The sequence below is a fragment of the Paenibacillus sp. FSL K6-2393 genome, assembly GCF_038002545.1.
Classification (GTDB): Bacteria; Bacillota; Bacilli; order Paenibacillales; family Paenibacillaceae; genus Paenibacillus.
On sequence record NZ_JBBOCU010000002.1, the window covers coordinates 314,689 to 328,335 of the forward strand.

General features: G+C 48.6%; 12 protein-coding genes and 11 tRNA genes. 20 read left to right on the forward strand and 3 right to left on the reverse strand.

From position 1 onward, the window contains the following. The first annotated feature begins 19 nt into the window (after positions 1–19). From MHI14_RS28500 to MHI14_RS28595, 20 genes are all read left to right on the forward strand, one after another. Positions 20–97: transfer RNA gene (locus MHI14_RS28500), tRNA-Asp, on the forward strand. Between the two features lie 15 nt (positions 98–112). Then, positions 113–188, forward strand: a tRNA-Phe gene (locus MHI14_RS28505). A gap of 20 nt (positions 189–208) precedes the next feature. After that, positions 209–284: transfer RNA gene (locus MHI14_RS28510), tRNA-Thr, on the forward strand. 9 nt (positions 285–293) lie between these two features. Then, positions 294–379, forward strand: a tRNA-Tyr gene (locus tag MHI14_RS28515). Between the two features lie 9 nt (positions 380–388). After that, a tRNA-Lys gene (locus MHI14_RS28520) sits at positions 389–464 on the forward strand. A 6-nt stretch (positions 465–470) separates the two neighbouring features. Then, positions 471–551, forward strand: a tRNA-Leu gene (locus MHI14_RS28525). A 10-nt stretch (positions 552–561) separates the two neighbouring features. Continuing rightward, a tRNA-Gly gene (locus tag MHI14_RS28530) sits at positions 562–636 on the forward strand. 7 nt (positions 637–643) lie between these two features. Continuing rightward, a tRNA-Arg gene (locus tag MHI14_RS28535) sits at positions 644–720 on the forward strand. A gap of 17 nt (positions 721–737) precedes the next feature. Then, positions 738–816 (forward strand) — tRNA-Leu (locus MHI14_RS28540). A gap of 7 nt (positions 817–823) precedes the next feature. Continuing rightward, positions 824–897: transfer RNA gene (locus MHI14_RS28545), tRNA-Pro, on the forward strand. A 10-nt stretch (positions 898–907) separates the two neighbouring features. After that, a tRNA-Gly gene (locus MHI14_RS28550) sits at positions 908–978 on the forward strand. A 393-nt stretch (positions 979–1,371) separates the two neighbouring features. After that, entirely contained in the window at positions 1,372–3,237 is a 1,866-nt protein-coding gene (gene iolD, locus MHI14_RS28555) for a 3D-(3,5/4)-trihydroxycyclohexane-1,2-dione acylhydrolase (decyclizing) (RefSeq protein ID WP_341131845.1), read from the forward strand. A gap of 53 nt (positions 3,238–3,290) precedes the next feature. After that, on the forward strand, positions 3,291–4,193 hold the full coding sequence (gene iolE, locus MHI14_RS28560; protein ID WP_339311761.1) for a myo-inosose-2 dehydratase: 903 nt from the start codon (positions 3,291–3,293) through the stop codon (positions 4,191–4,193). 198 nt (positions 4,194–4,391) lie between these two features. Further along, positions 4,392–5,402, forward strand: a complete 1,011-nt coding sequence (gene iolC / locus MHI14_RS28565) for a 5-dehydro-2-deoxygluconokinase (RefSeq protein ID WP_339311763.1) — start codon at positions 4,392–4,394, stop codon at positions 5,400–5,402. A gap of 99 nt (positions 5,403–5,501) precedes the next feature. Beyond that, a complete protein-coding gene (locus tag MHI14_RS28570; protein WP_341131846.1) occupies positions 5,502–6,977 on the forward strand; it encodes a CoA-acylating methylmalonate-semialdehyde dehydrogenase in 1,476 nt (491 codons plus the stop codon). Positions 6,978–7,045: 68 nt separating this feature from the next. Beyond that, entirely contained in the window at positions 7,046–8,098 is a 1,053-nt protein-coding gene (iolG, locus tag MHI14_RS28575; protein WP_289390885.1) for an inositol 2-dehydrogenase, read from the forward strand. Positions 8,099–8,206: 108 nt separating this feature from the next. Further along, the gene (iolB, locus tag MHI14_RS28580; protein WP_249913853.1) at positions 8,207–9,013 is read left to right on the forward strand and encodes a 5-deoxy-glucuronate isomerase; all 807 of its coding nucleotides are present in this window, start codon (positions 8,207–8,209) and stop codon (positions 9,011–9,013) included. Between the two features lie 122 nt (positions 9,014–9,135). Next, positions 9,136–10,143, forward strand: a complete 1,008-nt coding sequence (locus MHI14_RS28585; protein WP_091039288.1) for a LacI family DNA-binding transcriptional regulator — start codon at positions 9,136–9,138, stop codon at positions 10,141–10,143. A 332-nt stretch (positions 10,144–10,475) separates the two neighbouring features. After that, complete coding sequence (locus MHI14_RS28590) at positions 10,476–11,003, forward strand: hypothetical protein (RefSeq protein WP_341131847.1); 528 nt, start codon at positions 10,476–10,478, stop codon at positions 11,001–11,003. Next, complete coding sequence (locus tag MHI14_RS28595) at positions 11,000–11,506, forward strand: GNAT family N-acetyltransferase (RefSeq protein WP_091039285.1); 507 nt, start codon at positions 11,000–11,002, stop codon at positions 11,504–11,506. Before MHI14_RS28590 ends, MHI14_RS28595 begins: the two co-directional genes overlap by 4 nt. 147 nt (positions 11,507–11,653) lie before the next feature. Here MHI14_RS28595 and MHI14_RS28600 read toward each other — a convergent pair whose 3' ends face one another. The 3 genes from MHI14_RS28600 to MHI14_RS28610 form a co-directional block, all read right to left on the reverse strand. Beyond that, positions 11,654–12,013, reverse strand: a complete 360-nt coding sequence (locus MHI14_RS28600) for a hypothetical protein (protein WP_338590089.1) — start codon at positions 12,011–12,013, stop codon at positions 11,654–11,656. 262 nt (positions 12,014–12,275) lie between these two features. Then, on the reverse strand, positions 12,276–13,115 hold the full coding sequence (locus MHI14_RS28605; RefSeq protein ID WP_341131848.1) for a DUF4261 domain-containing protein: 840 nt from the start codon (positions 13,113–13,115) through the stop codon (positions 12,276–12,278). A gap of 78 nt (positions 13,116–13,193) precedes the next feature. Beyond that, positions 13,194–13,550, reverse strand: a complete 357-nt coding sequence (locus MHI14_RS28610; protein WP_036608019.1) for a DUF1304 domain-containing protein — start codon at positions 13,548–13,550, stop codon at positions 13,194–13,196. Positions 13,551–13,647: the final 97 nt, after the last annotated feature.

The window sequence follows — 13,647 nt, forward strand, 5'->3', positions numbered from 1 at the left end:
TTCCTTGAGAAAGTGATCTGGAACCGTGGTGTAGTTGGCCTAACATGCCTGCCTGTCACGCAGGAGATCGCGGGTTCGAATCCCGTCGGTTCCGCCATTTTTATTCTAGTAAGGCTCGGTAGCTCAGTCGGTAGAGCAGAGGACTGAAAATCCTCGTGTCGGCGGTTCGATTCCGTCCCGAGCCACCATTTATAACACCATGTAATACGCCGGTGTAGCTCAACTGGTAGAGCAACTGACTTGTAATCAGTAGGTTGGGGGTTCAAGTCCTCTCGCCGGCACCATGTAATCCTGGAGGATTAGCGAAGTGGCCAAACGCATCAGACTGTAAATCTGCTCCCGTACGGGTTCGGTGGTTCGAATCCATCATCCTCCACCAGTTTTCTATGAGTCATTAGCTCAGTTGGTAGAGCACCTGACTTTTAATCAGGGTGTCGAAGGTTCGAGCCCTTCATGACTCACCATTATATGCGCGTGTGGCGGAATTGGCAGACGCACTAGACTTAGGATCTAGCGTCTTTGACGTGGGGGTTCAAGTCCCTCCACGCGCATCCCTTATTTGCGGAAGTGGCTCAGCGGTAGAGCATCGCCTTGCCAAGGCGAGGGTCGCGGGTTCGATTCCCGTCTTCCGCTCCAATATTTTGCGCCCTTAGCTCAGCTGGATAGAGCGTTTGACTACGAATCAAAAGGCCGGGAGTTCGAATCTCTCAGGGCGCGCCATTATAACTTCATATTTTGCCGGCGTGGCGGAATGGCAGACGCGCTCGACTCAAAATCGAGTGGGAAACCGTGGAGGTTCGAGTCCTCTCGCCGGTATAGATAACGGGATGTAGCTCAGCTTGGTAGAGCACCTGGTTTGGGACCAGGGGGTCGCATGTTCAAATCGTGTCATCCCGATTGTTGTTATGCGGGTGTAGTTCAATGGTAGAACTTTAGCCTTCCAAGCTAATAGCGTGGGTTCGATTCCCATCACCCGCTTAAATATTTAAAAGAAAGAGATGGTACTCACCGTCTCTTTCTTTTTTTTGCATTCATAGGTTTATTGGTAATTTAGTACGTGGTGCTCTCAGAGAGTATATGGCTCTTTATCCTGTACCAGGATGTATTCCGCACTTGCATAAATTTCCCCACCTTAAATTTGTCCTTGTTAATTGTGGACGCTATTCAAATGGAACAGATCTAACGCACCGTATAACGCCTGGATATACTCTTCTTTATCACATTTTATAAAAACGCTTACAAAAATAGCTTGCGTAAATCATTAACCTGTAATACCATATCAATTAAGCGCTTAACCTTTAGGGGTAAGGCGTTTAAACTTAACGTAGATTAAGCGCTTAACCCGTAAAGGAAAGGACGGCGATCAAACTCATGAAAACAATTCGACTAACGATGGCTCAGGCACTGCTTCGATACCTGGATCAGCAATATATCTCGGTTGACGGGGTGGAAACCAAGTTTGTGAAGGGAATCATCGGTATTTTTGGACATGGCAACGTAACAGGCATTGGAGAAGCGCTGGAGCGCAGTCCGGGAAGCCTAACGTATATGCAAGGGAAGAACGAACAAGGTATGGTGCATACGGCAGCGGCCTATGCCAAGCAGAAGAACCGTAGACAGATCTATGCATGCACTACATCCATTGGACCTGGTGCTTTGAATATGATTACAGCAGCGGCTACTGCAACGGTGAACCGGATTCCGGTTTTATTGCTTCCAGGAGATAACTTTGCTACACGGGAACCAGACCCGGTACTGCAGCAGTTGGAAGTGAGCAGTGATTATACAATCTCAGCCACTGATCCATTCAAAGCCGTCAGCAAGTACTGGGATCGCATTGTTCGTCCCGAACAGCTGATGATTGCTGCTACACAGGCCATGCGTGTGCTTACCGACCCGGCAGAGACGGGAGCTGTTACGCTCGCGCTACCGCAGGATGTGCAGGCAGAGGCGTACGATTATCCTGAATCGTTCTTTGCCCGCAAAGTACATTATCTGGACCGTCGCCCCCCGGTACAGGCAGCCATTGAACGGGCCACGGAGCAGATTGCTCGTGGTAGCAAGCCGCTGCTCGTTGCAGGCGGCGGTGTGTTGTACTCTGAGGCGTCCGCCCAACTCGTGGAGTTCGCCGAGGCATTTGGTATTCCGATCGCCGAGACGCAGGCGGGCAAGAGCGCAGTTTCTTGGGACCACCCACTGAATGTGGGGGCCATCGGGGTTACAGGTTCTCTAGCAGCCAACAGGCTGGCGAGAGAAGCGGATGTGGTGATCGGCGTCGGTACTCGTTTCTCCGATTTTACGACGGCGTCCCGCTCTGCTTTTCAACATCCGGAAGCTTCATTCATCAACATTAACCTGAACGGCATGGATGCCGCCAAGTTAGGCGGGGAAGCCATTCTGGCAGATGCTCGCGAAGGATTGCAGGCTTTGCAGAAGGAATTGCAGCAAAGACAATACCGCAGTGCATATGGTGCATCTGAAATCGCTGATCTCCGCGCTGAGTGGAATGCAGAAGTGGATCGGCTGTATGCAGCTCAACATGAAGCAGGGCTGGCACAGACTACAGCAGTCGGCATAGTTAATCGGACGATTGATCCTTCCTCCGTTATTGTGTGTGCGGCAGGCAGTCTGCCAGGAGACCTGCATCGTCTGTGGCGTGCGGCTGAACCAAAGACGTATCACATGGAGTATGGATTCTCCTGTATGGGGTACGAGGTAAGTGGAGCGTTCGGAGCAGCACTTGCCGAGCCGGATCGTGAAGTGTACGCCATGGTCGGTGATGGCAGTTATCTGATGCTGCATTCGGAGTTTGTGACCAGTTTGCAGGAACAGAAGAAGATGACCGTTCTCTTATTCAACAACAATGGATTCCAATGTATTCATAATTTGCAGCGGGAACATGGTAGTGACGGGTTCGGCAATGAGTTCCGTTATCGGGAATCCGAGAGTGGACGACTGACCGGGGATTACATGCCAATGGACTTTGCAGCTCACGCCCGAAGTATGGGAGCAAAATCCTATAGAGCGGAGACAGCAGAACAGCTGGAACAGGCACTCCGAGATGCGAAGAACGAAACAGTGAGTACGTTAATTGAGATTCCGGTCGTGCCTGGAAGCAACGCAGGTGGATACGAGTCGTGGTGGAATGTAGGTGTTCCAGAAGTATCTGCCGAGGAAAAGGTAGTTCATGCTCATCACACGATGCAAGCCAACCGTGCCAAAGCAAGACCGATTTAATCCGGTTTAATATAGTGAACCATAATGTTGAACGACAAAGGAGACGTGGAGCAATGAGCAAGCTGCCATTCCAGCTTGGGATTCATCCGATCAATTGGGTCGGTGAAGATGTGAAGGAGCATGGTGATGCGACAACGTGTGCACAGATTCTGGATGACATTCAGCGTCTTGGGCTGACAGGCACAGAGATGGGACGCAAATATCCAACCGATCCTACTATTTTGCGTGAGGAATTGAGTAAAAGGAATATCAAGCTGGTCTCTCAGTGGAAATCAGTACTTTTCTCCGATCCGGCGTATCGTCAGTCAGAGCTGGACAGTTATCGCAGACATGCGGAATTTTTGCAATCAATGGGCAGTAAGGTGATCAGTACGGCCGAAGTAGGCGGGTCACTTCATTTTGATCCAAGACGGACACCGAATGAAAAAGAAGTACTCAGACTCAATGAATCTGAATGGCATATCCTTGCTGAAGGGTTGAACGAAGCAGGAGCTATTGCACGTGAACATGGGTTGAAGCTTACGTACCATCATCATGGAGGCACAGTGGTAGAGCAACCGGATGAGATTGATCGACTGATGGAGTTGACGGACCCTTCTCTCGTGTATCTACTCTATGACACAGGTCATGCCTACTATGGCGGAGCCGATCCACTTGAACTGCTGCGCAAACATTATGATCGGATCGCTTATATCCATCTGAAAGATATCCGCCCGCATGTGCTGGATGAAGCACGCGCGGAGCAATCTGACTTTGTCGGCTGTATTCGTAGAGGTGTGTTCACCGTACCAGGAGATGGATGCATTGATTTTGCACCAATTCTGCAAGAACTGATCACACGAGGATACGATGGCTGGGCGATGCTTGAAGGAGAACAGGACCCTGCGATTCATAACCCGTATGAGTATGCGAAGCGATCTTTGAACTATATGGAATCGTTATACCAACACAGCTGATTCGTTCAGCATTGCAGCGGTCAGAGGCACACCTATGAAGTGAAAAAGGAAGAAGGCCAGCAAGAGTATAATGTTACGATTGGAAAATAAAACTGACCTACTCTAGCCGTTTACAAGTTCTTACGATGGAATGAGTAGCTAGTCTAGATATCCATATACAACATGGAAAATCCCGCCACAGAAAGGGGCTCACATGCAATGACTTATGTATCCTTTCCGGTATCCAGGAAGAAGGATTTCACCGCGATTGGCCGCTTGTGCATCGACTTGAACGCTAATGAGATCAATCGCCCGATGGAAGAGACGATGACGTTCACGAAGTATGTTGGCGGCTCTCCGGCCAATATTACGATTGGCATGTCCAGACTGGGTATGGAGACGGCTTTTATCGGTAAGATCGCCAATGACCAGATGGGCAGATTCATCCAGAGTTATTTGGAGAAGAACGGCATCGACACATCAAATGTAGTTACAGATGACACCGGAGCGGTGACGGGGCTTGCTTTTACCGAAATCAAAAGCCCAACGGATTGCAGTATCCTGATGTACCGGGACAATGTAGCTGATCTGTTATTACAGGCGCAAGAGGTGCAAGAGCAGTTGATTGCTGACTCCAAAGTGCTGCTAATCTCAGGCACAGCCCTCGCGCAGAGCCCATCCCGTGAAGCCGTATTACAGGCACTAACGTATGCGAAAAAACATGGCACGGTTATTGTGTTTGATCTGGACTATCGCCCATACACTTGGACATCGGACGAAGAGACAGCGGTCTATTATAACCTCGCAGCCGAGAAATGCGATATCATCCTGGGTACACGTGAAGAGTTCGACATGATGGAGACATTCGACCACAATCCGGATCATAGCGATCAGGTAACTGCACAGAAATGGTTTGATTTCTCAGCGAATATTGTTGTAATAAAACACGGCAAGGAAGGCTCCATTGCTTATACACGCGAAGGGCTTTCTCACCGTGCGGACAGCTATCCGGCAAAAGTGGTCAAAACGTTTGGTGCAGGCGACTCCTATGCGGCCGGGTTCCTGTATGGATTGATGCAGGGCTGGACGATTGAGCGCAGCATGGCGTATGGCAGTGGCGCAGCAAGTATCGTCATTTCGAGCCACAGTTGTTCGGATGCGATGCCAACGGTGGAACAGGTGAATGACTACATTGAACGTTGCAATCGGGGCGAGATCACCGTGTCTTGAAGCTCGTTGCAATACTTTGAATAACACACTCATACAGATCAACATCAATGATATAAGTTGAACATACGGGATCACACATAAGTGAAGGGAGACAGGGCTATGGGAAAAGGAATTTCTGAAGCGTCTGCAACAGCGACAATGGTACAAAACTGGATCGGAGGTGCCTGGGTAACCCCAGTGGCAACTCGTACGGAGCCGGTTGTGAATCCGGCTACAGAAGAGGTTATTGCACATGTGCCACTCTCCGAACAAGCGGACGTGGATCTGGCGGTTCAGACAGCACGAGAAGCGTTCAAATCATGGAGCAGCACACCGGTTCCACGCCGTGCACGTATTCTGTTCCGCTACCAGCAGCTGTTGGTAGAGCATTGGGAAGAGCTCGCTCGCCTGGTGACGCTGGAGAACGGTAAAAGCTACGCCGAAGCGTACGGCGAGGTATTGCGTGGTATTGAGTGCGTCGAATTCGCGGCAGGTGCCCCGAACCTGATGATGGGCAAACAACTGCCTGACATCGCGACAGGACTGGAGTCGGGCATGTACCGCTACCCAATCGGCGTAATTGGGGGGATTACCCCATTCAACTTCCCGATGATGGTGCCGTGCTGGATGTTCCCGCTGGCTATTGCGTGTGGTAACACGTTTGTCCTGAAGCCGTCCGAGCGTACACCACTACTGGCAGGCCGCCTGGCAGAGCTGTTCAAGGAAGCAGGGCTTCCGGATGGCGTGCTCAATATCGTACACGGTGCACATGATGTCGTGAACGGGTTGCTGGAACATAAGGATGTTCAAGCGATCTCATTTGTCGGATCACAACCTGTGGCTGAATACGTCTACACCACTGCATCCAAGCATGGCAAACGGGTACAGGCACTGGCTGGCGCCAAAAACCACTCCATCGTTATGCCGGACGCCGATCTGGATTTAACCGTGAAAGAGATTACCAGTGCAGCCTTTGGCTCAGCAGGGGAACGTTGCATGGCATGTTCGGTTGTTGTGGCTGTGGGCGATGTGGCTGACGAACTGGTACAAAAGCTGGTGGAAGCAGCAGACCGCATTACCATTGGTAACGGTATGGATGAGGGCGTGTTCCTCGGTCCTGTCATCCGTGGACCACATAAAGAACGCACACTCAGTTACATTGAATCCGGAGAGCAGGAAGGCGCGGCCTTGATTCGGGATGGACGTAAGGATCAGGCGACAGGTGAATCCGGTTATTTTGTAGGGCCAACGGTATTCGACCAAGTTGATAGCAATATGAAAATCTGGCAGGATGAGATCTTTGCTCCAGTACTCTCGGTGGCAAGAGTGTCTACGCTGGAGGAAGCCGTTGAGCTGGCGAATCGTTCCGACTTTGCCAATGGAGCGTGTCTGTTCACCCGCAGCGGAGCGAGTATGCGTCAATTCCGTGAAACGATTGATGCGGGCATGTTGGGTATTAACTTGGGCGTACCTGCACCAATGGCATTTTTCCCGTTTTCCGGTTGGAAAAAGTCCTTCTATGGTGATCTGCACGCTAATGGCACGGATGGTGTTGAATTCTACACTCGCAAGAAGATGGTAACGGCGCGCTGGTAACAACCAGAGCATCACTCGGGCTAAGGGAACGCCTAGCCCATATGGACGCACATAGGGAGGATAACGGAATGGGCAAGGACAAAGTGAGAATTGGCATCATCGGTGCTGGACGGATCGGCAAAATTCATGCAGACAATCTCCTGCGCAACCCGCATGCCGAGATTGTGGGAATCAGTGACTTGTTTGCAGGTCCTGATTTGGAGGCTTGGGCCTCCAGTCGTGGCATCCCTGTTGTAACGACGGACAGCAGCGAGTTGATCTCGATGCCTAATGTAGACGCGGTGCTGATCTGTTCTTCAACTGATACACATGTGCCGCTGATTGAACAGGCCGCTCAGGCGGGCAAACACATCTTCTGCGAGAAGCCGGTTAGCATGGATCTATCACAGACCCAAGCAGCTGTATCAGCGGTTCAGAAGGCTGGTGTGAAGCTGCAAATTGGATTTAACCGTCGCTTTGATCACAACTTCAGACGGATACGTGCACATGTGCAGGATGGTACGATTGGTGATCCGCATATTATCAAAATTACGTCTCGCGACCCGAGTCCACCGCCTGCGGAGTATATCCGGGTATCTGGCGGGATCTTCATGGACATGATGATCCACGATTTTGACATGGCCCGTTATCTGTCCGGGAGTGAAGTGGAAGAAGTGTACGCTCAGGGCAATGTGCTGATCAATCCGGTTTTTGCGGAACATGGTGACGTGGATACAGCTATTGTAACGATGACTTTTGCCAATGGAGCGATTGGTGTCATTGATAATAGTCGTCAGGCTGTATACGGGTATGACCAGCGTGTTGAAGTATTTGGCTCAATGGGCAGCGCCGCAGCGGCGAATGATCATCCGAATACGGCTGAGATCAGTACAGCGGCCGGGCTCATGCGCGACAAACCGTTACACTTTTTCCTGGAACGCTACAATGAAGCGTATGTACAGGAGACAGCTCTCTTTATCGATGCAATCCTCCATGATACACCAGTTATCGTAGATGGCCACGATGCAGTACAGGCAGAACGAATTGCGCTGGCAGCAAAAATGTCCATGGAGCGGGGAAGACCTGTGAAGCTGAGTGAAGTCCCTGGGGTATCACTGGAATCGCAAACGGCAACGCCATAGTGGATGATTAAAGCCACTTTTTCTAATAGAGGGCATGAATAGTCCAGGTTTTTGCTTTTATGAGTATCAGGTTGTTGTGGACGATTACAGAAAGGAGTGGATGACAAGATGTCAGAACGTATTGTGAAACCCGTGGTCAACCCGGAGGGAGACGGTACACTTATAGACGTAACACCGGAGTCGGCGGGTTGGGAATATGTTGGCTTTCAGGTAGCGAAGTTGGCAGAAGGGGAGACGCTAACCCGTGAGAGCGGTGATCAGGAACTCTGTGTGGTGCTTCTCAGTGGTTTCGCCAATGTAAGTACCCGGGAGCACACATGGGATAATATCGGAAAAAGAATGAGTGTTTTCGAGAAAATTCCGCCGTATTCAGTCTACGTCTCAACTTCCGATCAAGTACAGATCACAGCACGTACCGAACTGGAAATCGCTATATGTGTTGCACCCGGTAAAGGCACGTACCCGGCTCGTCTCATTGCACCCGAAGATGTAGGGGTAGAGGCAAGAGGGTATGGTAATCTGGAACGCCAGATTCACAACATTTTGCCGGAACAGAAGGAAGCAGACAGTTTGCTTGTTGTTGAGGTATTCACACCAGATGGGCATTGGTCCAGTTACCCGCCACATAAGCATGATCGGGACGCACTCCCTGACGAATCTTTGCTGGAAGAAACGTATTATTTCCGTGTGCAGCCTGAGCAGGGGTTTGCCATTCAGCGCATATACACGGATGATCGCTCTGTGGATGAGACGCTAGCAGTGAAGAACGGAGAAGTGGTGCTTGTTCCGGACGGATATCATCCGGTAGGTGCTCCTCCGGGGTATGAGGTCTACTATCTGAACGTGATGGCTGGACCAACCCGGACCTGGAAATTCCATAACGACCCTGACCATGAGTGGTTGATGAAAAAGTAAAACAGTTCATGCTACGCACATTTTGCTCGCTTCAAGTTGCGTATGCAGACTTCCCCCTGCATAATGAGAAGAAGAGAACAATTATCTATGTATATTATATATAGCACAAATGGGGAAAAACAATGAAAGCAACCATATACGATATAGCACGCGAGGCGGGTGTATCCATTGCAACCGTCTCGCAGGTCATTAATGGCAAAGGCAAGATCAGTGAGAAGCGGCGCGCCGAGATTATGGAGATCATGGAACGCCTTCACTATCAGCCCAGCGCGATCGCAGCTGCACTTACAGGCAAGCAGACGTATACATTGGGGCTGCTCGTACCGGACATCTCAAACCCGTATTTTGCAGAACTGGCGAGAGCGGTCGAGGATCGAAGTCGTCAATTGGGCTACAGCGTGGTCATCTGCAGTACGGATAATAAGGACGAGCGGGTAGAGCGTTATCTAAATCTGCTTCAGCAAAAAAGGGTCGATGGCATGATGATCGGAACCGGGATCGATAATGCCGAAATTTTGTCACCCCTCTTGCAACAGTCGATACCTGTTGCTCTGATTGCTCGTCATATGCCATCGCTGTCGGTACATACGGTCACTATTGACGACATACTCGGCGGAGCACTCGCAGCGGAGCATCTTCTTGAACTTGGGCACACCCGTGTAGCGGTATTGTCGGAACCGTCCAAAGTCAGCAGCAGTCAGGAACGTGTACGCGGATTCCGTGAAACCCTGATTAAGGCAGGTCATACACTGGAACCGACTCAGATCCGAGAATCCGCAGCTGACCTGAGCTCGGCCAAAAAAGAGGCGTTACTGCTGCTCGGTGAGAACGATCATCCCACAGGCTTATTCTGCTGTAATGACATTCAGGCCATTGGTGCACTTCAGGCAGCCAAAGAGCTGGGGCTACGCGTGCCAGAGGATGTGTCGATTATCGGGTTTGATAATACGATTCTGGCTTCGGTAACGAGTCCGCCACTTACGACCGTTGCCCAGCCAATTGAAGAACTGGGACATCGCGCTGTAGATCTGTTGATTGAAGAGTTAAAGGATGAACAAAAAGAGCCACAGAAGATTGTGCTGAAGCCTGAGCTGGTTATCCGAGAATCAGCAGGCCGTGTATTGGGCTGAGAACAAATAGTTTTCGGCGTACGCTGAACAGACGTGAGGCCAAGTCTACGTGTGTCATATTCATGGCTTGGGATAAGGGTTATCATCATACATGGTTCTGATTAGGTAATAAAACAATATAACAAAGTTAACAAACAAGCCGCGTTCACTCTATGGGAGAACGCGGCTTGTTCATTTAAATCTTTAATTTTTAGTGTAGCCCAAAACGTCATCGTAATTGAGGGACCAGGGATAGGAAATGACATTGGAACAAAAGGAGTGAGATGTTATACTGGAATATATCAATAATTACCAATTTATATGTTTTGTGTAGGTATAGAGAGGGGATTGGGATGAGTAGACGAATCAAGATGATTATGGGTATCGTCACGATTATTGTTGTTGTAGCTATTGCAGTGCGTATGTATACCTCTGGTCAATATGCTATGTATATCCCCAGCAAACATACGACGTTTCGAGCAGAGGTCACAGATCATATGACGATGCTGGATACATTGGATCGACTGACGATTAGGAAAATTTCCGACAATGAACCGTATAATGAAGATGATGAAATAACGATTACAGATCCCAAAGAGATTAGAGACATGCTGAAGCTATTAAAGGATGTTGAACTTAAAAGAGTACGGGAATTCGACGTTTCCGAAAGGAATCCGCAGTACTATGAGTGGCGACTTACCATAAATAAAGAAGGCCGCTTTACCGATGGATTCGGACTGACGTTTTATAATGAAAAGTCCATCTCCATCTACAGCGAGGCGAAAACGAGAGACCAACTTGAGGACTACGAGATTACCAATGAGTTTAATCTGAATGAGATGGACCGCCTTTTTGAAAAGCTGAAGGAGGAGAAAACATGACCAAGACTGACTACCTTGTACGCCCTATTGAAGAACAGGATATCCCCTTTCTATGGGAGATGTTATACGCATCCCTGCATAGAAGAGAAGGTGATGCACCTCTTCCAATCGAAAGTATTCATACTCCCGGACTGTCCAAATACGTTGAAGAATGGGGAAGAGAAGGGGATTTTGGGTATGTTGCAGTTGACCAGCAAGGCAAGAGACTAGGTTCAATAACGTTAAGATTCTATACGGACCAAAATGCGGGATACGGTTATGTGAATGCAGCTACGCCAGAGATGGGGATGGCTGTAACGGAAGATGCGCGTGGAAAAGGAGTAGGTACCTTACTGCTTCAGACCGCATTAGATGAGGTCGAACGGCGGGAAATTGCAGCAGTCTCGCTCAGTGTTGACCCGGATAACCAAGCGATTCGCTTATATAAGCGGTTAGGTTTCGTGGAGGAGTCTCTAAATGGTACATCTGTAACGATGGTGCGTGTAAGTAAACTTGAATCTTAAATGATGAGCGGTCGTATCACTGGCAAAACGGAGTAAGCCACGTGGAACTGCAAAAGAAAAAGGCGCTTCCTCACGGGGAACGCCTCTTTCTGTGTGCAAGGTACAGCATTAGTAGCTCTCTTATACTGAGTCCGTATCACTTCAATATTATTTCAACAAAAATGCCAAAGCCTCGTCATACGTTTCCCATTGGAATTCAGTCTGGTGCGCCGATTCTTTGGAAATCCGATTCAATTGCATTTTGGCGATCGCACCACCTACGGCTACACTGGCTCGCTTCATACCCCATTGCGTCAGTAGTTTCTGGTGCTCCACAATTTTTTCTTTTGTATCCTGAGGGAAAGCCTTCATGTTCCGCATATCTACTAACACATCAAACGAACTTCCCAATTGTTCCGCTATCCTCTGGATTTCTGTATTCGCTTGTTCGACATGTTCAGGAGAAACAATACCTTCCCAGATAATTTCAATAATAGGTTTAGTTGAATCCAAACGTCTAACAGACATGTAGGCAACTCCTCGATAATAATATAATATGTAATATATGAGACTATAAGCCTATTAATTATACCTTTTTAAATCACGAATGAAAACTTAATTCATAATTAAGTGGTTCTTATGAACTACTTCTTCCTAGTGAAGTTAAAATCAGGGATTGCTTCCATATCGTCATATGGAAGGAACCTGAATGGCTAAAAAGCCGCCCAGAGTATGAACTCCGGACGGCTTCTACAACTGTGACACGATAAAGTTAAGATAACTACGTAAGTTAGAATCCAATCTTCAAACTGTTACCTTCCGTTGCTACACCTTTGGAAAGGGAAATGCTCAGCTTTTGTTCTGCCGAGAAGCCTAGTGTTTCCCCGTCATGCAGTGTGACGTCGTTCTCAACCACATACGTTGTGGTCATGAACATCATCTCAAATACATCGCTTAAGGATTCCGACGATTGCATAATCTCCATCTCTTCTTTACCAAAGTTACGTAGTCCGTAAGTGTAAGCTGAGGCACCTTCGGCATTTTGGAATAATCCGATGAAAATCCAGAGCGAGACTGGCAACTCATCATGTTTGATCCCACGGCTGGTTTCGACATATTGACTGGCTTCAACAACAAGTGGGGCCATGTATATGGCCAGCGCGTGATCCAACTGTAATAAGGCACTCGCTGTTTGAGTGAACAGAACATGTCCCTCAATAGCATTTGTTGCGTTCAGAACAGAGACAATAATCTGAGACTGGTGCCGTGAGGTAACTTGCTCCGCTTCTCGCCAAAGGATGTTTAACTTGGCATTCTCCTCAACTTCACGGTCGGGTACAGGCGCCGCAATGTGAGCACATACCACCTGCATCCCATTCACTTCGAAAAAGAGATTGCCCTCCTCCGGGCGTTCTTCAATCTCGATATCCCATTCGTTCTTCATGTTCCTGATGAAGAGGTCAAAATCACAATCGTCATGCTCCAGCAGGACAAAACCCACGATGGTTTCACTGTAATTCGTCGATTCGACAGCACCACCTGCAGGTACCTTCTCCTTTTTGCGCCGCCGAAGCTTGTCAAACAATCCCATGACATGTTCTCCTCCCGATCCCAGATTGATTCTGGTCATTGTACACTGCTATCTATTCACTACCTTACCATAAAGGAGTTAAACATGAATCGCAGCAATGCACCTATCGACAGGAAATTAGAGGAACAGGACCAGCAACAATGCAATGATTGCAGGCAATCCTTGTTTGATAATGATCGACCGTGAAGAAGTCGCTCCTCCATAGAGAGCCGCGATAATCACACACGCCAGGAAGAAAATCTGAATATGCTGTCCAACGGCAGCATCCGGATATACAAGTCCCCAGATCAGACCTGCCGCAAGAAATCCATTGTAAAGACCTTGATTGGCCGCGAGAGATTTGGTGGATTTGGCGAATTCCGGCGTAAGATTAAAGGTTTTCATTGTGCGTGGACGAGTCCACATAAACATCTCCATCACCATAATATAGAAGTGTTCGACAGCTACAAGAGCTACAAAAATGATACTAATCAAAGGAAACACCTTGCTTTCTGATATGTAATTTATTTACTTGTCCATCCTAGTATAAATGTTTGCAACAAGAACGGAAAGAGCAAATTTAATTTGTAAC

Bases quoted from the DNA above. Each gene is read 5' to 3' on its own strand.
- MHI14_RS28585 (WP_091039288.1), top strand. From the start codon at position 9,136: ATGAAAGCAACCATATACGATATAGCACGCGAGGCGGGTGTATCCATT.
- MHI14_RS28605 (WP_341131848.1), bottom strand. From the start codon at position 13,115: ATGACCAGAATCAATCTGGGATCGGGAGGAGAACATGTCATGGGATTG.
- iolC (WP_339311763.1), top strand. From the start codon at position 4,392: ATGACTTATGTATCCTTTCCGGTATCCAGGAAGAAGGATTTCACCGCG.
- iolG (WP_289390885.1), top strand. From the start codon at position 7,046: ATGGGCAAGGACAAAGTGAGAATTGGCATCATCGGTGCTGGACGGATC.
- iolE (WP_339311761.1), top strand. From the start codon at position 3,291: ATGAGCAAGCTGCCATTCCAGCTTGGGATTCATCCGATCAATTGGGTC.
- MHI14_RS28590 (WP_341131847.1), top strand. From the start codon at position 10,476: ATGAGTAGACGAATCAAGATGATTATGGGTATCGTCACGATTATTGTT.
- MHI14_RS28595 (WP_091039285.1), top strand. From the start codon at position 11,000: ATGACCAAGACTGACTACCTTGTACGCCCTATTGAAGAACAGGATATC.
- iolB (WP_249913853.1), top strand. From the start codon at position 8,207: ATGTCAGAACGTATTGTGAAACCCGTGGTCAACCCGGAGGGAGACGGT.
- MHI14_RS28600 (WP_338590089.1), bottom strand. From the start codon at position 12,013: ATGTCTGTTAGACGTTTGGATTCAACTAAACCTATTATTGAAATTATC.
- iolD (WP_341131845.1), top strand. From the start codon at position 1,372: ATGAAAACAATTCGACTAACGATGGCTCAGGCACTGCTTCGATACCTG.
- MHI14_RS28570 (WP_341131846.1), top strand. From the start codon at position 5,502: ATGGGAAAAGGAATTTCTGAAGCGTCTGCAACAGCGACAATGGTACAA.